The 19,484-nt window shown below is 62.5% G+C and carries 16 protein-coding genes and 3 tRNA genes; 13 read left to right on the top strand and 6 right to left on the bottom strand.

The genetic code is table 11. The features are described from left to right. The first annotated feature begins 19 nt into the window (after positions 1 to 19). From era to nagZ, 5 genes are read left to right on the top strand one after another with little or no spacing between them, the layout of a single operon-like run. Positions 20 to 919, top strand: coding sequence for a GTPase Era (gene era / locus AC3D25_RS11275; RefSeq protein WP_488888482.1), 900 nt, complete (start codon positions 20 to 22; stop codon positions 917 to 919). Positions 920 to 938: 19 nt separating this feature from the next. Further along, the gene (gene recO / locus AC3D25_RS11270) at positions 939 to 1,796 is read left to right on the top strand and encodes a DNA repair protein RecO (RefSeq protein ID WP_488888481.1); all 858 of its coding nucleotides are present in this window, start codon (positions 939 to 941) and stop codon (positions 1,794 to 1,796) included. Continuing rightward, positions 1,793 to 2,560, top strand: coding sequence for a pyridoxine 5'-phosphate synthase (gene pdxJ, locus AC3D25_RS11265; RefSeq protein ID WP_488888480.1), 768 nt, complete (start codon positions 1,793 to 1,795; stop codon positions 2,558 to 2,560). Before recO ends, pdxJ begins: the two co-directional genes overlap by 4 nt. 15 nt (positions 2,561 to 2,575) lie before the next feature. Beyond that, complete coding sequence (gene acpS / locus AC3D25_RS11260; RefSeq protein ID WP_488888479.1) at positions 2,576 to 2,974, top strand: holo-ACP synthase; 399 nt, start codon at positions 2,576 to 2,578, stop codon at positions 2,972 to 2,974. A gap of 27 nt (positions 2,975 to 3,001) precedes the next feature. Continuing rightward, positions 3,002 to 4,030, top strand: coding sequence for a beta-N-acetylhexosaminidase (gene nagZ / locus AC3D25_RS11255; protein WP_488888478.1), 1,029 nt, complete (start codon positions 3,002 to 3,004; stop codon positions 4,028 to 4,030). A gap of 55 nt (positions 4,031 to 4,085) precedes the next feature. On the opposite strand, the gene AC3D25_RS11250 is transcribed toward nagZ, so the two are convergent. The 4 genes from AC3D25_RS11250 to earP all read right to left on the bottom strand — a co-directional run bounded on the left by AC3D25_RS11250 (position 4,086) and on the right by earP (position 8,431). Further along, a complete protein-coding gene (locus AC3D25_RS11250) occupies positions 4,086 to 5,471 on the bottom strand; it encodes a sigma-54-dependent transcriptional regulator (protein WP_488888477.1) in 1,386 nt (461 codons plus the stop codon). Between the two features lie 168 nt (positions 5,472 to 5,639). Continuing rightward, positions 5,640 to 5,969, bottom strand: a complete 330-nt coding sequence (locus tag AC3D25_RS11245) for a BON domain-containing protein (protein ID WP_488888476.1) — start codon at positions 5,967 to 5,969, stop codon at positions 5,640 to 5,642. 297 nt (positions 5,970 to 6,266) lie between these two features. Next, positions 6,267 to 6,824 carry an elongation factor P gene (gene efp, locus AC3D25_RS11240; RefSeq protein WP_488889665.1) on the bottom strand — a complete coding sequence of 186 codons (558 nt, stop codon included), beginning with the start codon at positions 6,822 to 6,824 and terminating at the stop codon, positions 6,267 to 6,269. 434 nt (positions 6,825 to 7,258) lie between these two features. Next, positions 7,259 to 8,431: an elongation factor P maturation arginine rhamnosyltransferase EarP gene (gene earP, locus AC3D25_RS11235; protein WP_488888475.1), complete on the bottom strand. Its 1,173-nt coding sequence runs from the start codon at positions 8,429 to 8,431 to the stop codon at positions 7,259 to 7,261. A gap of 160 nt (positions 8,432 to 8,591) precedes the next feature. On the opposite strand from earP, the gene uvrC reads away from it, so the two are divergent. The 8 genes from uvrC (at position 8,592) to otsA (ending at position 14,966) form a co-directional block, all read left to right on the top strand. Next, positions 8,592 to 10,778, top strand: a complete 2,187-nt coding sequence (gene uvrC, locus AC3D25_RS11230; RefSeq protein ID WP_488888474.1) for an excinuclease ABC subunit UvrC — start codon at positions 8,592 to 8,594, stop codon at positions 10,776 to 10,778. Between the two features lie 100 nt (positions 10,779 to 10,878). After that, complete coding sequence (pgsA, locus tag AC3D25_RS11225) at positions 10,879 to 11,475, top strand: CDP-diacylglycerol--glycerol-3-phosphate 3-phosphatidyltransferase (RefSeq protein WP_488888473.1); 597 nt, start codon at positions 10,879 to 10,881, stop codon at positions 11,473 to 11,475. A gap of 151 nt (positions 11,476 to 11,626) precedes the next feature. Continuing rightward, a tRNA-Gly gene (locus AC3D25_RS11220) sits at positions 11,627 to 11,702 on the top strand. Positions 11,703 to 11,791: 89 nt separating this feature from the next. After that, positions 11,792 to 11,867 (top strand) — tRNA-Gly (locus AC3D25_RS11215). Between the two features lie 97 nt (positions 11,868 to 11,964). Next, positions 11,965 to 12,038 (top strand) — tRNA-Cys (locus AC3D25_RS11210). Positions 12,039 to 12,171: 133 nt separating this feature from the next. Continuing rightward, entirely contained in the window at positions 12,172 to 12,660 is a 489-nt protein-coding gene (locus tag AC3D25_RS11205) for a GNAT family N-acetyltransferase (protein WP_488888472.1), read from the top strand. A 174-nt stretch (positions 12,661 to 12,834) separates the two neighbouring features. Beyond that, complete coding sequence (gene otsB, locus AC3D25_RS11200; RefSeq protein WP_488888471.1) at positions 12,835 to 13,590, top strand: trehalose-phosphatase; 756 nt, start codon at positions 12,835 to 12,837, stop codon at positions 13,588 to 13,590. Then, positions 13,587 to 14,966 carry an alpha,alpha-trehalose-phosphate synthase (UDP-forming) gene (gene otsA, locus AC3D25_RS11195; protein ID WP_488888470.1) on the top strand — a complete coding sequence of 460 codons (1,380 nt, stop codon included), beginning with the start codon at positions 13,587 to 13,589 and terminating at the stop codon, positions 14,964 to 14,966. Before otsB ends, otsA begins: the two co-directional genes overlap by 4 nt. Positions 14,967 to 15,152: 186 nt before the next feature. Here otsA and AC3D25_RS11190 read toward each other — a convergent pair whose 3' ends face one another. Both AC3D25_RS11190 and AC3D25_RS11185 read right to left on the bottom strand, forming a co-directional pair. Then, a complete protein-coding gene (locus AC3D25_RS11190) occupies positions 15,153 to 16,292 on the bottom strand; it encodes an IS481 family transposase (RefSeq protein ID WP_488888469.1) in 1,140 nt (379 codons plus the stop codon). 564 nt (positions 16,293 to 16,856) lie between these two features. Continuing rightward, a complete protein-coding gene (locus tag AC3D25_RS11185; RefSeq protein ID WP_488888468.1) occupies positions 16,857 to 18,683 on the bottom strand; it encodes an ABC transporter ATP-binding protein in 1,827 nt (608 codons plus the stop codon). Positions 18,684 to 19,484: the final 801 nt, after the last annotated feature.

Here is a 19,484-nt window from a genome sequence, read left to right as displayed (position 1 = left end):
ACTTCTGCAGCACACATATATGAACGCTCCCGCTTCCACTGGTTTCCGCTGCGGCATGGTCGCGATCGTCGGCCGGCCTAATGTCGGCAAATCGACGCTGATGAACGCGCTGGTCGGCCAGAAGGTCAGCATCACGTCGCGCAAGGCGCAGACCACGCGTCACCGCATTACCGGCATTCATACGCTGGACGACGCGCAGTACATTTTCGTCGATACGCCCGGCTTCCAGACCAAGCACAGCGGCGCGCTGAACCGCTCGCTCAATCGCGCGGTGACGTCGACGCTGACCTCGGTGGATGCGATCCTGTTCGTGATCGAAGCGGGCCGTTTCGGTCCCGACGACCAGAAGGTGCTCGATCTGATCCCGAAGGGCACGCCCACGCTGCTGATCGCGAACAAGCTCGACCACGTGACCGACAAGGCCACGCTTTTTCCGTTCATGCAGAAGACGGCTGCGCTTTTCGAGTTCAAGGAAATCGTGCCGATGTCGGCGAAAAATATCGACGATATCAAGCGCCTGATGGACACGGTCAAGCCGTATCTCCCGGAAGGCTCGCCGATCTACGGCGAAGACGATCTCACCGACCGCAGCGAGCGCTTCCTGGCGGCGGAAATCCTGCGGGAGAAGGTGTTCCGCTGGACCGGGGACGAATTGCCGTACACGAGCACGGTGCTGATCGATAAATTCGAGACGGAAGGGCGCTTGCGCCGCATTTTCGCGACCATTCTGGTTGAGCGCGACACGCACAAGGCGATGATCATCGGCCAGAAGGGCGCGAAGCTTAAGCAGATCAGCACGGAAGCGCGCCTCGACATGGCGAAGCTGTTCGACGGTCCGGTCTATCTCGAAACCTTCATCAAGGTTCGGAGCGGCTGGGCGGATAACGAGGCAGGACTTCGCGCCTATGGGTACGAGTGAGGGCGCGAACGAGGCGTGGATGACCTCGCCCCCGTCCGATCCCGACGACACGTTCAGCGCGGACGCCGGCGCACCCAAGCCTGCCGCTAAAAAGCGCCGCAGCGCGCCGGACGCGTCCGCTGCGCCTGCCGCGCTCAAGCGGCCGCGCGCCGCGCCGCGCTCGGACTACCGCATCGCGGAGCAGCCGGGATTCGTGCTGCACAGCTATCCGTATCGCGAGACGAGCCTTGTGATCGACGTGTTTTCGCGCGATCACGGCCGCGTCGCGCTCGTCGCCAAGGGCGCGAAGCGTCCGCATTCGGCGTTGCGCGGCGTGTTGCAGACGTTCCAGCCGCTTGGGCTGTCGTGGTCGGGCAAGGGCGAAGTCCGCACGCTGACGAGCGCTGAATGGGTCGGCGGCATGCTGCCGCTCGGCGGCGACGCGCTGTTGTGCGGTTTCTACGTCAACGAACTGCTCGTGAAGTTCTGCGCGCGCGAAGACTCGCATCCGCAACTCTTCAATCACTACGTTCTCACGCTGTCGCGTCTCGCGCACGGCGAGCCGGCGGTCCAGGTGTTGCGTTCGTTCGAGCGCGTGCTGCTGCGCGAAACCGGCTACGCGATGGCGCTGAACCGCACCGTCAGGCGCCAGAGCGTCGAGGCTGCGCGCAAATATGTCTTCGATCCCGAGCGCGGCGTGCGCGAAGCGTCGGATGAGTGGCCGGTTCAGTGGCCGGTGATCGCCGGACAGACGCTGCTCGACATGGAAAACGACGACTACAGCCGCCCGCAAACGGCGGCACAAAGCAAGACGCTGATGCGTTTCCTGCTCAACGTCTATCTGGGCGGTACGCCGCTCGCCACCCGTCAGATTCTCATCGACCTGCAAAACTTATGAGCTTCTTTCTGTCTTCATCGTCGAATGTGATCGATCTCGGCGTGAATATCGACCACGTCGCCACGCTGCGCAACGCGCGCGGCACCCGTTATCCGGACCCGGTCCGCGCGGCGCTCAGCGCCGAGGAAGCGGGCGCGGACGCGATTACGCTGCATCTGCGCGAAGACCGCCGCCATATCGTCGATGCGGACGTGCGCGCGCTGCGTCCGCTCCTCAAGACGCGGATGAACCTGGAATGCGCGGTGACGCGCGAAATGCTGGATATCGCGTGTGAGATCAAGCCGCACGATGTCTGTCTCGTGCCGGAAAAACGCGCGGAATTGACGACGGAAGGCGGTCTCGATGTGGCCGGGCAGTTCGAGGCGGTGAAGGCCGCGTGCGCGCAACTGGCGCAGGCGGGCGCGCGCGTGTCGCTTTTCATCGACGCCGACGAGACGCAGATTCGCGCCGCGCACGAAGCGGGCGCGCCGGTGATCGAGCTGCACACGGGCCGCTACGCCGAAGCGCACGATCCGGCCGAGCAGCAGCGCGAGTTCGAGCGCGTCGCGAAAGGCGTCGATTTCGGCAATTCGCTCGGCCTGAAAGTGAACGCCGGGCACGGCCTGCATTACACGAACGTGCAGCCGATCGCGGCGCTGGAAGGCATCGTGGAACTGAACATCGGCCATGCGATCGTCGCGCACGCGATTTTCGCGGGCTGGGAAAACGCGGTGCGCGAAATGAAGGCGATCATGGTCGCCGCGCGCCTTTCCGCCGCACGCTAAAACGGAGCGCTCGACATGGCGATCTACGGAATTGGGACGGACGTAGTGCAGGTGAGCCGCGTTGCAGCGGTGATGGAGCGCACGAAAGGGCGTTTCGCCGAGAAAGTGCTCGGCGCCGACGAACTGCGTATCTATCACGCCCGGCGCGCGCGGTCGGAAGTACGCGGACTGGCGTTTCTCGCGACCCGTTTTTCCGCTAAGGAGGCGTTCTCGAAGGCGATCGGCCTTGGCATGCGCTGGCCGATGACCTGGCGCGCGCTCCAGACGCTCAACGAGCCGACCGGCAAGCCGATCATTGCGGCGTCCGGTGAACTTGCCGACTGGCTCGCCGTGCGCGGCATCACGGCGCAGGTCACCATCAGCGACGAGCGTGATTACGCGGTGTCGTTCGTGATCGCCGAAACTCATCCCTGACCTTTTGCTCATTTCCCTTTGAATTCAATGAAACGCACTCCCGGACCGGTCATGCTCGACGTGGCCGGCACGACGCTCGATCACGCCGATATCCGGCGCATCGAGCACCCGAATACCGGCGGCATCATTTTGTTCGCCCGCCATTTCACCGATCGCGCGCAACTCGTCGCGCTCACCGACGCGATCCGCGCAGTGCGGGACGATATCCTGATCGCGGTGGATCATGAAGGCGGCCGCGTCCAGCGCTTTCGTACCGACGGTTTCACGGTGCTGCCCGCGCCCGCGCGTCTCGGTGAATTGTGGGATCGCGACGTGCTGCTCGCGACCAAAGCCGCGACCGCGTTCGGTTTCGTGCTGGCGGCCGAACTGCGCGCGTGCGGCGTCGATATGAGCTTTACGCCGGTGCTGGATCTGGACTACGGCCAGTCGAAGGTGATCGGCGACCGCGCGCTGCATCGCGATCCACGCGTGGTCGCGATGCTCGCGAAGAGTCTGAATCATGGTCTCGCCCTCGCGGGCATGGCGAATTGCGGCAAGCATTTTCCCGGACACGGCTTTGCGTCGGCGGATTCGCATGTCGCGATGCCGGTGGATGACCGGCCGCTCGATGCCATCCTCGCCGAAGACATTCAGCCTTACGACTGGCTCGGCATGTCGCTCGCCTCCGTGATCCCGGCGCACGTGATTTATCCGCAAGTGGACGAAAAGCCCGCCGGATTCTCGCGCGTCTGGCTGCAGGACATCCTGCGCGGCAAGCTCGGCTTCAATGGCGCGATTTTCAGCGACGACCTCTCGATGGAAGCCGCGCGCGCCGGTGGCTCGCTCACCGAAGCCGCGACCGCAGCGCTTACCGCGGGCTGCGACATGGTGCTGATCTGCAATCAGCCGGACGCGGCGGAAGCGGTTCTCGATTCGCTGCGCTTCACGCCGTCGCGCGCGTCGCAGCAGCGTCTGCGGCGCATGCGGCCGCGCGGCCGCGCGTGGCGCTGGAGCAAGCTGATGACGCTGGTCGAATATCAGCAAGCGCGCGCGCTGATCGAGAGCGTGCTGAAATAAAAAACGCCGCCGTTGTTTTTAGCAACGGCGGCGTTTTTTTATTGGTTTTACGCGTTCAAGGCTCGATCTTCATCCGCTGAAGTTTGTTGTAGAGCGTCTTCGGGCTGATGCCGAGCAAAGTGGCCGCGCGATGACGCGTACCGCCGACCGCATCGAGCGTCGCGCGAATCAGCATATCCTCGACATCCGCGAGCGCCGTGCCGACCGTCACCATCAGGCTGCTGCCGTTCAGGCCGCGTCCGCTCAGACCGTTCTGCTCATCTACTCGCAGCGTTTCGATCACGTCGCCCGACGCGTGATAAGCGCGCCGCACGCGCTCGCGCAGTTCGCGCAGATTGCCCGGCCACTCGTTCGCCATGCATTCGCGGATAAATCCCGGCGTCACGCGTTTCGGCGCGCCGCTCGTGATGCCCGCCACGTGATTCTCACGATTCAGTTCATCGACGAAACATTCCGCCAGAAGCGCGATGTCCTCGCCGCGATCCCGCAACGGCGGCAGCGCGATCGACGATGCGTTCAGGCGCAGGAAAAGATCTTCGCGCAGTGAACCGTCGTCGACCGCATCGCGCACGGGCTTGCGCGTCGTGGCGAGCAGACGGAAATCGGTGCCGATGCGGTTGCTGCCGCCGACCCGCATGAAGGTTTGCGAATCGAGCGCGCGCAACAGCGCTTCCTGCTGAGCCGCGGGCAGTGCGTCGATCTGGTCGAGCAGCAGCGTGCCGCCGCCCGCCTGTTCGAGCAGCCCCGGTTCGCGGTTTTCCGCGCCGGCGAACGCGCCGCGTTCATGGCCGAACAGAATACTTTCGATCGAGCGCCCGTTTGCGTCGCGCGGCGCCGAGCAGTCGAACGAGATAAACGGGCCTTTGCGGCGGCGGCTCAGTTCATGGATCGTACGCGCCGCGACTTTTTTGCCCGTGCCCGTCTCGCCGCAGATCAACACGCCGGCTTCGGTCGGCGCGGTGTGTTCGATCAGATCGTAGACGTGCTGGATCGCGCCGCTGCGGCCCATCATCGCGCCGAAGTGGCCGAGATCGCGCAGCGTCGTGCGCAGCACCTGCACTTCCTCGGTCAATTCGTAAGGGCGCGGAATGCGGGCGAGCAGGCTGCGCAATCGCGGAATATTCACGGGCTTCAACAGATAATCCCAAATCCCGTGGCGCAGACCTTCGATCGCGCTTTCGACCGTCGCATTGCCGGTCATCACGATCACCGGCACCGCGCCGTCGGGCGGTTGGGCGGGCATGTTGTGCAGCAGGTCGAGCCCGCTGCCGTCGGGCAGATTCAGGTCGACGAGCACGACGTCCGGGATAAACCGCGTCAGCGCGGCGCGCGCTTCGGCGAGCGTCGTGGCGGTATCGACCGAGAATCCGTCGGCCGTCAGAATCGCGGAGAGGCCGGAGAGGCTATTAGGGTCGTCTTCGACAATCAGGGCGTGTGGCATGGCGGACACAACGTATGAAAATGGTCTGTAATTCGCTTCGGCGCGGACTGCCGTTCTGGCCCGTCTGCGCCGGGCGCGTGGTCGCATGGCGTGCTGTTTTCCGCGTGTTGCCGGACTTGCGCGCGCTGCGTGGTCTCCTGCGTCCTGCTTGCTTCCTTCTACCTGCTGCTACTGCGGCTTCACATGGAGATCGTTTTTGACGGACTGGACGCCCGACACGCTGCGGCTCACGGCGACGGCCTTCTGAATCTGGTCCGGCGAATTCACGAAGCCCGACAACTGCACTTCGCCGCGATACGTTTCGACGCTGACCGCCAGCGACTTGAGGCCGGGATCGGAAAGGAGAGCGGTCTTCACGCGGGCCGTCGTCGCGGTGTCTGTGGTGTATTCGCCGGCCGATTCGTGTGTCGGCGTCGAGGAGCAGGCGGCCATTGTGGCGAGCGTGGAGCCGGCGATCGCAATGGCGATCAACAGTCGTGCAGGGACTTTAATATGCATTTTTTAGCGTTATGAGTTTGCGATCCGAGACTATAAGCAGCATTCATGCCAATCGTGCCGAATGGGGTAAATACCTGCGGCCGTACACGAATCGGCCAATTGCAGCGGCGCCACCATTCGCCGATATTGCTTTGAGCGTGGCTGAACCGGTAAAGTTTGCCTGAACATAGCCAAAACTTCACGCAAAAGAAAAAGCGCCCATCGCGGGCGCTTTTTCTTTTGCAACAAGTACGGATTTTGCCGCCGTGAGCGGCGATGCGACCGGAACGTCCGGTCACACCGTGACGGCCGTGGCGCTTACGCGCGGCTGCGGTACTCGTTCGTGCGGGTGTCGATTTCGATCTTGTCGCCGATCGCGCAGAACAGCGGCACTTGCAGTTCCAGACCAGTGTTGATCTTGGCGTTCTTCAGCACCTTGCCCGACGACGTATCGCCCTTGACAGCCGGTTCCGTGTAGATGATCTCGCGGATCAGCGTGGTCGGCAGTTCGACCGAAATCGCTTTCTCGTTGTAGAACACGACTTCGCACGGCATGCCGTCTTCGAGGTAGTGCATCGCGTCGCCCATCATTTCGGCTTCGACTTCGTACTGGTTGTAGTCGGCGTCCATGAACACGTACATCGGATCGGCGAAGTACGAGTACGTCACTTCCTTGCGCTCGAGCAAGACGACGTCGAATTTGTCGTCGGCCTTGTAGACCGATTCCATGTTCGCCGCCGACAGCAAGTTGCGGAACTTCATCTTCACGACAGCCGAGTTGCGGCCCGATTTGTTGTACTCGGCCTTCTGCACGACCATGGCATCGCTGCCGATCATCACGACGTTGCCAACGCGGAGTTCTTGTGCGGTCTTCATCATAAAAAACTGTCCTGTACGAAATTGAGTTGCTTCAATAGTGCTCGACGGCTCACGGAGGATTCGGACTTATGCCGAAACGCGCGAGGCGCATCGTGGAATCCCGTCCGGCGCGCCCGCCGAAGCTGTCGCGGATGCCGCCTGAGGGCTGGACCGGTGTTCGCGCCACCTGCAATATTCGGGACTCTATGAGAAGCCCGAGGATAGAGCGAGTGACAGTGAAATTCCGCGAATTGCTGCGAAATTGCCGGTTGCCGCGCCTCACCGTGCTTGGCGTTCGGAAGCCAGCCGGGGATTCGTCGACAAGCCGGGAGAGAAGCGATGTTCGAGGCGCAATAAACGCTGTGAAAGCGATGCAAACCACTCGAACTGCGCGACATACTGGCGGATCGACGAACAGGCGGGCGATGAACTGTAAGCCGTTGGATAACCGCTTATTTTAACTGAGTTTTTGCGAATTCCGCCAGATTTCCAGCCAGGTCGCCGACCGACGCCAGTTCGCGCGCCCACGCGGCGCCGCGTTGCGCGAGCGCCGCGCGGTGTCGCCAGAAGTCGCCCCAGTCCACCGATCCGACCCCGTTCCACGCATGCCAAAAACGCGTCACCGACGCGCGGGCGTCGTCGGCGAGACCTTGCGTGTAGTGCGCGAGCGCGGCGTCGAGCTTTGGCAGATGCGCGTCGTCGGCTTGCGGGTAGATGTGCCACACGAACGGCTTTTGCGCCCATTGCGCGCGGATGAAGGAATCCTCGCCGCGCACGAAATTGATATCGGCGGCCCAGAGCAGACCGTCGAACAGCGGTTGATCGACGAAACCGAGCGCGTGCGCCGTGAGCGCGCCGCTCTCGGCACGCGATCCCGCGCGAAAGTGCGGCAGGCCGAAAAAGCGGGCCAGCGTGCCCGACACGCGGCCTTCCGGCGCGAGCAGCACGATCGGCGCGGCGGGCGTGGCGGCGTCGCGCCATTGCGCGAGCAGTGCGTCGAGCGCGGGGTTTTCATACGCGAAGAGCGCGATCACCGTGGCTTCCGGCGGCGGCGCGGCGCAGCCGGCGCGCTCACGCCACCAGGCATCGGGCGAAAACGCCGCGCGGGACGTATCGAGCGTGCTTTCCTTCAGCACGCCGCCGGTGCCGGGACCGAGGCCCGGAAAAAAGAACGTTTTGACGAGCGGATAGCGCGGATGCGGCGAAGGACGCAGATGGAAATCCGCGACCCAATCCTCGGCGCTCAGATATTCGAGATTGATCCACACCGGCTTGCGCTCGCGCCGCGCCATCGCCGCGACGTACACAGCGGGCAGCTCGCAGCCGAACGCTTCGATCACGACATCCGCGATCTGCAGCGTGTCGCCCGCGTGCGACGGCGTGTGCCAGTGTTCGATCGTGACACCGGAGGCCGTCTGACGGTCAAGCGCCGCATCGACTTCGCCGCACAGCGCGCGAAAGGCCTTGAGATCGTCGACATAAAGCCGCACTTCCCAGCCGTGTTCCGCCGCCAATTGGCGCGCGAGCCGCCAGCAGACGCCGATATCGCCGAAATTGTCGATGACCTCGCAGAAAATATCGCAGGCGAGGTCGGTAGGCGCTGGGGTGGCGGTCGAAGGTGACATTGGCGGGTGTCCCGGGCCGCGACTCGGCCGCGTAATGTTCTAAACTGGCGATTCTAAGGCACGGGCGTAAGGCACGGGCGTTGCAGCTTCACGAAGGCGCGGCGCTGAATTTCAGCCACGCCATCCCAGCCCACGAAGCCGACTTCTCTCACTGCGCTGCATGACCGACACCGACGTTTTCGATCCGAAGAAGTTTCTTGCCCAGTTGCCGCATCTGCCGGGCGTCTACCGCTACTACGACGCCGCCGGAAACGTGCTCTACGTTGGCAAGGCGCGCAATCTCAAAAAGCGCGTGTCCAGTTACTTCACGAAAACGCTGCACTCGCCGCGTATCGCGATGATGGTCACGCGCATCCGCAAGATAGAGACGACCGTCACGCGTTCCGAAGCTGAAGCGCTGTTGCTTGAGAATAATCTCATCAAGGCTTTGACGCCGCGCTACAACATCCTGTTTCGCGACGACAAGTCTTATCCGTATCTCAAGCTGACGGGCCATCAATTTCCGCGCATGGCGTATTACCGAGGCGCGGTCGACAAGAAAAACCAGTATTTCGGTCCGTTTCCCAGCGCGTGGGCGGTGCGCGAAAGTATCCAGATTCTTCAGCGCGTGTTTCAGTTGCGGACTTGCGAGGACTCCGTCTTCACGAATCGCACGCGGCCGTGCCTGCTGCATCAGATCGGCCGCTGCACGGCGCCGTGCGTCGGCCTCGTCACCGACGAAGACTACGCGCGCGATGTGTCGAACGCGTCGCGCTTTCTCCTTGGCCGGCAGAGCGAGGTGATGAGGGAACTCGAACAGAAAATGCACGCGTTCGCCGCCGATCTCAAGTTCGAGCAGGCCGCGGCCGTGCGCAACCAGATGAGTTCGCTGTCCACGGTGCTGCATCAGCAGGCAATCGAGGTGGGCGGCGACAACGACGTCGATATTCTCGCGGTCGTCGCGCTGGGCGGGAAAGTCTGCGTGAACCTCGCGATGGTGCGCGGCGGCCGGCATCTCGGCGATAAGGCGTATTTCCCGGCGCACGTCGAAGCTGCGCTGACGGCGGCGGAAGGCGGCGTGGAAGACGAGATCGTCGAGGACGTGGCGACCGTGGCGGTCGCGGAGTTCGATGGCGGCGTTTATGCGGGTGCGGAGGCGCAGGCGGAAGCCGAAGTCGGAGCCGAAGGAGTCGAAACGGAAGGAGCAGAAGCGGAAGCGGAAGCGGAAGGAGCAGAACCCGAACAACAAGTCACCGCCGAAGAAGAAACCGAAGAAGAAATCGAGGAAGGCCCCGAAGAAGAAACCGAATCCCAACCCCCACGCGAAGGCGCGCTCGAATCCGAAGTGCTCGAAGCGTTTATCGCGCAGCATTACCTGGGCAATCGCATTCCGCCGGTTTTGGTCGTGAGCCACGCGCCGGCGAGCCGCGAACTTGTTGGTCTACTGATCGAGCAGGCCGGGCATAAGGTCAGCCTGCTGCGCCAGCCACAAGGCCAAAAGCGCGTGTGGCTTTCGATGGCCGAGCAGAACGCGCGGCTCGCGCTCGCGCGGCTGCTCTCCGAGCAAGGTTCGCAACAGGCGCGCACGCGCACGCTGGCCGATACGCTCGGCCTGGAGATGGACGATCTCGCGCAACTGCGGATCGAGTGTTTCGACATCAGTCACACGATGGGCGAGGCGACGCAGGCGTCGTGCGTCGTGTATCACCATCACAAGATGCAATCGGGCGAGTATCGGCGCTACAACATCACGGGCATCACGCCCGGCGACGATTACGCGGCCATGCGCCAGGTGCTCACGCGCCGTTACGAAAAGATGGTCGCGCAGGCCGCCGCCAATGCCGCCGATGAAGCCGCGCGCCAGCCCGACGCCGATCCCAACCCCACGCCCGACACCGCCGAACCGCCCGCGGCGGGCGGTCTGCTGCCGAACATCGTGTTGATCGACGGTGGCAAGGGGCAGGTGGAAATCGCGCGCCAGGTGTTCGCGGAACTGGGGCTCGACCGGGGGATGCTGGTCGGCGTGGCGAAGGGCGAGGGGCGCAAGGTCGGTCTGGAGACGCTCATTTTCGCCGATGGCCGCGCGCCACTCGAACTCGGCAAGGAGAGCGCGGCGCTGATGCTGGTCGCGCAGATCCGCGACGAAGCGCACCGTTTCGCCATCACCGGCATGCGCGCGAAACGCGCGAAGACGCGGCAGACGTCGCGGCTCGAAGAACTCGAAGGCGTCGGCGCGAAACGGCGTCAGCGGCTGCTGTCGCGCTTTGGCGGGCTGCGTGGCGTGCAGGCGGCGAGCGTGGAAGATCTCGCGAGCGTCGAAGGCATTTCGCACGCGCTCGCCGAGCAGATCTACCGCCAGCTTCACTGACAACTTCATTGACAGCCTTGTCCGACGTGCCGCGCCGCCTTGTGACATGAGGATCGACGCGGCACAATGGCACCTCCCAATCCGATTTGCGCCTGAGCCGATGCCGTTCAACCTTCCGATTTTCCTGACATGGCTGCGAATCGTGCTGATTCCGCTCGTCGTCGGCATCTTCTATTTGCCGGACGTGATGATGAGCCCGGAGCATCGCAATTTGCTCGCCATGGTGATCTTCGTGCTCGCCGCGCTGACCGACTGGTTCGACGGCTTCCTCGCGCGCAAGCTCGACCAGACGTCCGCGTTCGGCGCGTTCCTCGATCCGGTCGCCGACAAGCTCATGGTCACGGCCGCGTTGCTCGTACTCGTGCAGCTCACGCGGCTAAACGCGGTGATCGCGCTTGTGATCGTCGGGCGCGAGATCACGATTTCGGCGCTGCGCGAATGGATGGCGCAGATCGGCGCGTCGAAGAGTGTCGCCGTGAATTCGCTCGGCAAATTCAAGACCGTCTGCCAGATGGTCGCCATTCCGATGCTGCTCTTTTACGGCCAGTTGAAGGTCACCGGCACGCAATACGTGATCGACACGCGCGTGTGGGGTTTGTGGCTGATCTATGTCGCCGCGTTCCTGACGGTCTGGTCGATGCTCTATTACATGAAGCTCGCATGGCCGCAAATTCGCGAAAAAGGCGGGATGCTATAAATTGCGCGATCGAGTGAAAGGGCGCATACAAACCTGTTGACAGGCGTTCGAGGCTTCTACATAATCTCGTTTCTGTCGGGTGAGCGCAAAAACGCAACGCCATAAACGACGGAAAAACGACGGAAAAATGCGGTAAATCAGCAGCAAATAAGCGGGAGTAGCTCAGTTGGTAGAGCGCAACCTTGCCAAGGTTGAGGTCGCGAGTTCGAGCCTCGTCTCCCGCTCCAGTTTTCAAATCGTTCGAGTCACTGAACGGTTTTGCTCGAAGCAAGATAGTTGAATTTGGCAGCATTCAGGAAGTAACCAAGCAGCACATGCGGGAGTAGCTCAGTTGGTAGAGCGCAACCTTGCCAAGGTTGAGGTCGCGAGTTCGAGCCTCGTCTCCCGCTCCAGTCCAAAGGGGAAGCAAGGCTTCCCTTTTTGTTTGGTGGGCCAGTGGATCGGCAAGTTCACGCAGAGCGCGTTGAATCATCACCAGACACCGCTTACGGCGCGATAGCAAAGCGGTTATGCAGCGGCCTGCAAAGCCGTTTAGGCCGGTTCGACTCCGGCTCGCGCCTCCAGTACGGTGAAAAGCCCTGACACGTCAGGGCTTTTTTTCGTCTGCGCGCGGCATAATTGCGGGTCCTGAAATCCGAAATGCGACCACGCCGCCATGCACGCCTCGTCCATGGGGCGGCGCGCGAGCGGCCCGATATGACCGATCACACCACTTCGCCATCAACGTTCCAGTGGCGCTGGAAATCCTTCGACACACTCACGCCCACCGAAGTCTACGAGATGCTCGCCGCACGCAGCGCGGTGTTCGTCGTCGAGCAGAATTGCGTCTACGGCGATATCGACGGACTCGACGCCGACGCGTGGCATCTGTTCGCCTATGGCGCTGGTGAACGGCCGGCTCTCGCGGGTTATCTGCGTGTGCTGCTGCCAGGTTTTCCGGATACTTCCGAAACCGACGTGCGGATCGGCCGCGTGCTGACGACCGCGACTTTTCGCGGCGCGCGTCTCGGCAGCAGCTTGCTCGCCGAAGCGCTCACGCACATCGCGCGGCAATGGCCCGGCCGTCCCGTCAGCCTGCACGCGCAGGCGCATCTGCAGGGCTTTTACGGCGCGTTCGGCTTCACGCCGTCATCCGACATTCACGACGAAGACGGCATTCCCCACGTCTGGATGCGTCGCGCGTAAACATCCCGGCGCATGCCGCCGACTGCGTCCGGCCGCGCGCGGGAACAAAGCGTGCATGGACCGCTTAAAGCCGATAGCGCCGGCACGCCCGCCGGCTTCTCGAAATCGACGACGAGGCGCGGTAAGATGCGCCAAACTTTGCCGGTGACGTGCCGGCTGAAAAGGCAAACTTCGATGCAAATCCTCCCTGGTTCACTTCCCGACTCGCTGCCGCTCGCCGAGACCGCTTTCTTTTTCGACTTCGACGGCACGCTGGTCGAACTGGCATCGACGCCCGACGGCGTGATTGTGCCGCCCGCCGTGCCCGGCCTGCTCGCGACGCTGCGCCGCGAAACCAACGGCGCGCTGGCCGTGGTGTCGGGGCGCGGGATCGAGAGTATCGACGCGTTTCTCGGCATGCCAGATCTGCCGGTGGCGGGACTGCACGGTGCCGAGCGGCGCGATTCGAATGGCGATGTGCAGCGTATCGGTTTCGACGACGAGCGCCTGTTGCGCATGGAGCACGTGCTCGCGGCGGTCGTTACGACGAATCCCGGCATGCTGCTCGAAATCAAGGGCGCCGCGCTCGCGCTGCATTACCGCAACGCGCCCGACCGCGAGCCGGCGGCGCGCGCGGCGACGGAACAACTGGTCGCCCAGTACGCCGATGCCTACGTGCTGCAGCCCGGCAAGATGGTCTACGAAATCAAGCCGAAGGACGTCGACAAAGGCCGCGCCGTGCGCGCGTTTCTAAAGGAACCGCCGTTTACGGGGCGGCGACCGGTCTTCGTCGGCGACGATCTGACCGATGAAAAGGGCTTTGCCGTGGTGAACGAATTCGGCGGCCTGTCGATCAAGGTCGGCGCGGGCGACACGCTCGCGCAGGTGCGGATCGACTCGGTGAGTGGATTTATCGATTGGTTGCAGGTCATTGCAGGGCCGCGTTCGTGAGCCGTCTCATTATTGTTTCGAACCGGGTCGCGCCGATCTCGGAAGGCGGACCGGCGGCGGGCGGCCTGGCGGTGGGCGTCTACGATGCCCTGAAGGAAACCGGCGGCATGTGGTTCGGCTGGAGCGGCGACGTGCTGGCCGCCGCGCCCGAGGGCATCCGGCTGGAAGAGCGCGGACCGGTCACGTTCGCGACCATCGGCCTCGTGCGGCGCGACTACGACCAGTACTACCGCGGTTTTTCGAACGCCACGTTGTGGCCCGCGTTCCATTACCGTCCGGATCTGATCCAGTTCGATCGGCACGAATTCGACGGCTACTGCCGCGTGAACCGATGGCTCGCCGCGCAGCTTGCGCCGCTGCTCAAGCCCGACGACGTGATCTGGGTTCACGACTATCACCTGATTCCGTTCGCGCAGGCGTTACGCGAGCTCGGCGTTAAGAATCGCATTGGATTCTTCCTGCACATTCCGTTTCCGGCGTCGCAGGTTTTGCTGAGCGTGCCGCGTCATCGGGAATTGGCCGAGGCGCTGTGCTCCTTCGATCTGCTTGGTTTCCAGACAGGGCCGGACTTGCGCGCGTTTTGCGATTACATCGAGAGCGAGGCGAACGGGGCGATCGAGCGTCACGCGAACGCGCCCTATGAAGTGAGCGCCTTTGGGCGGACGCTCAGGGCGGGGGCTTATCCGATCGGCGTCTATCCGGACGAAATCGCCGCGCTCGCGAAGGATGGCGAGAGCGGGCGGGACGTGCAGATCGTGAAAAACACGCTGCATGACCGCAAGCTTGTGATGAGCGTGGATCGGCTGGATTATTCGAAGGGGTTGGTCGAGCGGTTTCGCGCGTTTGAAAAACTGATCGAGCATCAACCGGCGCAGCGCAACAGCGTTTCTTTTTTACAGATCGCGCCGCCGACGCGTGCGGATATGGATGCGTATCGCGATATTCGTCTGCAACTCGAAGCGGAGTCGGGGCGGATCAATGGGCGTTATGCGGAGCTGGACTGGACGCCGATTCGCTATATCCATCGACAGTACGAGCGGCCGGTTTTGGCGGCGTTGTTTCGCGCATCGCACGTGGGGTTTGTCACGCCGTTGCGCGACGGGATGAATCTGGTGGCGAAGGAATATGTGTCGGCGCAGGATCCCGAGAATCCGGGCGTGCTCGTGCTTTCGCAGTTTGCGGGCGCGGCCCAGGAGTTGAATGGGGCGCTCGTTGTTAATCCGCTGGATATCGATGGGATGGCCGATGCGCTGGCTGTGGCGCTTGCCATGCCCAAAGAGGAGCGCATTGCGCGCTATTCGGAGATGTTTGCGCAGTTGCGCAGGAATAATGTCTCCGTCTGGCGGGATAATTTTTTGCGCGATTTGAACGTATAGGAGGGGGAGGGCGCTGGCGCTTGGTTGGGTTGGGTTGGTTTTGTTTGCTTGCGCTTCTTGGGAACTTGCTTTCGCGTAGGTCCATTAGCACGCCGCTATGCGCGGCAGCAGTCACTTTCTTTGCTGCTGTGTACGGACCGGAGACATAGTTGACACATGTACGAGGACATCGTTGACACCTGATGTTCAGGGTTTTGCTGCTTTCAGGTCAAGTTTTGCAATGCGTTGATGGGCAAACCAGAACTCAATTACGCCGTCTTCGTCGTGCTTTGGACGTGCGGCCACGTACAGCCCTTTGAGCGCAGTCGACAGACGCAGCGCCTCGCCTCTGAAACGCACCAGGCCATTTGAATTGACCCGCAGCACTTCATCGGCAGGCCCGTATTGCGGTTCTGGCAGATGCTCGGGCATCGCTCGCGGGCTGGGTTGGTAGCGGCTCACCGGCGTCGCCAGGTCCAGCGCCTCATGCGGGCGTTGCGTGTTGTACACCTGTCGCCAGCGTTCCAACTCCTGCTGCACGTGGGCGTGGGTCGTGAACACGTGCCGCGCCAGCACTTCAGCTTTCAGCGACCGATGGAATCGCTCATCCTTGCCATTCGTCTGAGGATGATACGGTCGGCTGTAGCTCACGTGAATACCCAGTCTGATCAGCCACACCGCGAGCTCGGTCAACTGGCCCGGCGCGCTCGGGGAACCCCACGGCGCACCGTTATCGGTATTGATGCGTGACGGTAGCCCATAGCAGCGAAACGCCCGCTCGAGCTCGGTCTGCACGACTTCCGTGGTTGTCCGGCCGCAGGCGGCGAGCACGATGTTAAAGCGCGAGTGATCGTCGAGCACCGTCAGCGGCGCACAGCGGCCACCCTCCAGGGTCGGGAAATCGCCCTTGAAATCCATCTGCCACAGCGCATTCGGATGCTCGTGCTCGAAGCGCTGCCAGGGCCGCTGCGGTCTGTCCTCAGGCGCGTGGAGCAGGTCGTGACGGCGCAGGATCTCGGTGATCGTGGAGGGTGCGGGCACATTGGCGTGGCCGAGATCTTGCAGACGACGCTCGATCTTGCGTCCGCCCCAGCCGTACTCGCGGCGCAGGTCGAGCACGACGGCGACGATCTCATCGGATGAGCGCGCGGGACTGTCGTGCGGACGACGCGAGCGATCGACGAGACCTTCAAGGCCTTGCGTCGAGTGGCGGGCAAGCCACTTGTAGCCGGTCTGGCGGCTGACGTTGAAACGTCGGCACAACTCGCTGAACGGCACGCTCCGTTGGGTGGCGAGTTGAACGAATTCCTGTCGGAGACTCATGGTGTCTTTTACGTTCCAGGGCATGGGAGGATTTCGGGCGTTCGATTACCCGAAAGTGTCAACCATGTCTCCGTACACCTGTCAGCTATGTCTCCGGTCTGTACACTGCTGCAAAGAAAGTAACCAAAGAAAGCAGCTTATCCGCCTAAGTGTCCACCTCGAATAACCTTGCGGATAGGCACGCAGGCTGACTCGGCTAACTCGCAGTTATTGGTATTGGCACAGCGCCTGTCAGGTCCGTCCTCGCTGCGCTCGTACGTCGGGCATATCTCACAACCGGCGGTCGTTTTGGTTTGGTTTGGTTTGTTCGGTTATGCCGTTCCGGCAGGCACTTCGTGCCTGCCGGGATGGATGAGCGGCTCCACTCTGTGGTGTGGTGCGATGGCCGAATCAGCTTGCGCACCACTCCCAGAAACGGTTCGTGGTGGACACTTAGACGGTCACGCTGCTTTCTTTGGTTACTTTCTTTGCAGCAGCAAAGAAAGTGACTGCTGCCGCGCATAGCGGCGTGCTAATAGACCTACACGAAAGCAAGTTCACAGGAAGCACAGGCAGACAAAATCACCGCGCGCCAGCAAACCCCACCGTTCAAGCCGTCTGCTGATGCGGCGGCAGAGCAACAGCAGGAGGCAACTTCCCATGCTGCTTAGAAAGCAGCTCCCGATAAAGCCCGGGCCTATCCCGCAACTCCTCCGGCGAACCATCGTCGATAACCTTCCCCGCGCTCATCACGATAATGCGGTCGAAGTTCTGCAACGTCGACAACCGGTGCGCGATCGCGACCACCGTCCGTCCGACCATCAGCCGGTCGAGCGCCTGCTGAATCGCTTCCTCCGATGAACTGTCGAGCGCGGACGTCGCTTCGTCGAGCAGCAAAATCGGCGCGTTCTTGAGAATCGCACGCGCGATGGCGATCCGCTGCCGCTGTCCGCCCGAAAGCTTCACGCCCCGATCGCCGACAATCGTGTCGAATCCCTCAGGCATCGCTTCGATAAAGTCCGAACAACGCGCCTCGCGCGCGGCGGCGAGCACTTCTTCGCGCGTCGCGTCCGGCCGCCCATACGCGATGTTTTCGTACACCGTCCGGTGAAACAGCGAAATGTCCTGCGGCACGAGCGCGATCGACTGGCGCAAGCTGTCCTGCGTGATCAATGAAATATCCTGCCCGTCGACCTTGATCGAGCCGCCCTGAGCCTCGTAAAACCGCTGCAACAGCGCGAGAACCGTCGATTTGCCCGCGCCCGACTTGCCGATCAGCCCAACCCGCTGACCCGGCTCGATATGCAGATGGAAGTTATCGAGAATCGGCCGGCGGCGCGGATACGCGAACGTCACGGCGTCGAAATCGATCCGCCCGCCTTGCGGCACGAGTTCCGTGGCGTCCGACCGGTCCGGCATGCCGTGCGGCTCGAGCAGCGTCTGCACCGCCTCGGAAAGCCGCGCGACGTGCTGCGTCACATCCACAAGCGCGACGGCCAGGTCACGCGTGCCGTGCAAGATCGTGAAACCAAGTGAACTGACCAGCACGATATCGCCCGACGTCGCGCGCCCCTGCGACCACAGCCACAACGCCCAGCCGAGCAGACCCGCCGACAGAATCGCCGTCACGACCGCGTGGAATAGCCGCAGCTTTTCAAGATAAAGCAGGCTTTGCTGACGCGCGACCATCTCGGCCTTGACCGTCGATCCAAAGCGCTTCTGCTCGCGGAACGTCATGCCGAACGCGCGCACGAGCGCCATGTTGCCGATCACGTCGACCAGTTCGCCGTCCACCGACGCCGCCTTCGACGCGAACGTGTGATGCCGCGCCGAGCCGCGCCCGGCAAGCCGGTAGAGCACGAGCGCGAGGATCGCGGAGGCGAGCATCAGGCCGCCGGCCATCAGCGGATTCACCGCGACGATCATCACGATCGCCCCGATCACCGCGATGCACGGCGGCAACACGTTCCACGCCATCGTGTTCTCGGCGGTGTAGATCGCGTTCGAGGTCGCGGTGATCCGGCTCGCGAGCATGCCGGGCTGTTTCTCGGAGAAGTAAGTGGGCGAGTGGCCGCTCAGGTACTGGAAGAGATCGCGCCGCAAATCGCCCGTCACGACGACGAACGCATGCGCGCCGACCCAGCCGCCGACCCGCCAGAGCAGGTTATCGGCGGCGATCAGCCCGACCAGAATCATGAAGGCGCCCCAAAGCGGGCCGGGATGTCCACGGCCCTGGCCGAGCACGTCGATCAGATGTTTGATCGCGTATTGCGAGGCGAGCGCGCAGCCGACCGCCGCGAACACGCTGACGAGCACGATGCTATGGGCGACGGGATGGCGGCGAATGTAACGGAACAGGAACGCAAGCGGGCGATGCGCGTAGCTCGCTAGCTTGGCGTTGTGCACGTTACGCTGGGAGACGGTGAGTTGGTCCAATTGGGTCGTTTTTTGGTCGAGTGGTGCGGTTGAGCCGGAGTGCGCCTGCGGAATGCGTCTGGGTAGCCTGCCTGAAACGCGCCTGAAAAATGAAAACGGCGCCTGCACTGCTTGCCATGCCTGTCTGCAAAGCCCGCGCGATGGCGGCGAACAACACGATGGTTGAATTGTAGCCAGTAAAGCCGGAAGGCAAATGCTCCAATTCATCGGGCCCGGCATGCACCCGTGATGTGCCCGATGCCAGGTCGGGCGGCCCTGAGCGGCTGGAACGGGCCGCATTGTAAGCAATGTGCGGCCGTTTCGGCGCGCGTAAAACGAAACTTGCGGCAGTTTTTGCCGTATCGACGCGTTTCGCGACGACTTCGGCATATTCCCGAGGAGTTTGCGAAGCACATCCCGGTCCTGAGCCACTGCTCGCGGCGTTCGAACGTCGCTACCGTTCGCGATACTCGATCAATGTAGAACTGCCTTAATAAACAAGGGTTTGCAAAGTGTATCCTCGTTGTAACAACGTAAATAAGTTGAAATGCATCCGCGCGACCCGTGTAAAAACGTCCATACTCAGCTCCGGGTTTGCCCTTAGGAATTTCGACAGGATTTTGTAGGTTCCGGTCAACCCGTCCGCCCGACGTGCGTTTATTGCTGGGTGTGCGGCGCTTTTACGAGATGGAACCGAAATTGCTCTTGTGGGCCATCCGCACAATCCGGTGATCAGCGACCCGCGCTTTTTCACTCGTGCAAGACACGCCGCTGGACGATCAGCGCGAAGTAACCGCCCGAGCCGAGCGATTCGCTTTCGAT

The organism is Caballeronia sp. SL1002 (genome assembly GCF_057814995.1).
Note: the sequence above shows the minus strand (reverse complement) of the source record. Positions and strands in the feature narration are given on the sequence as shown.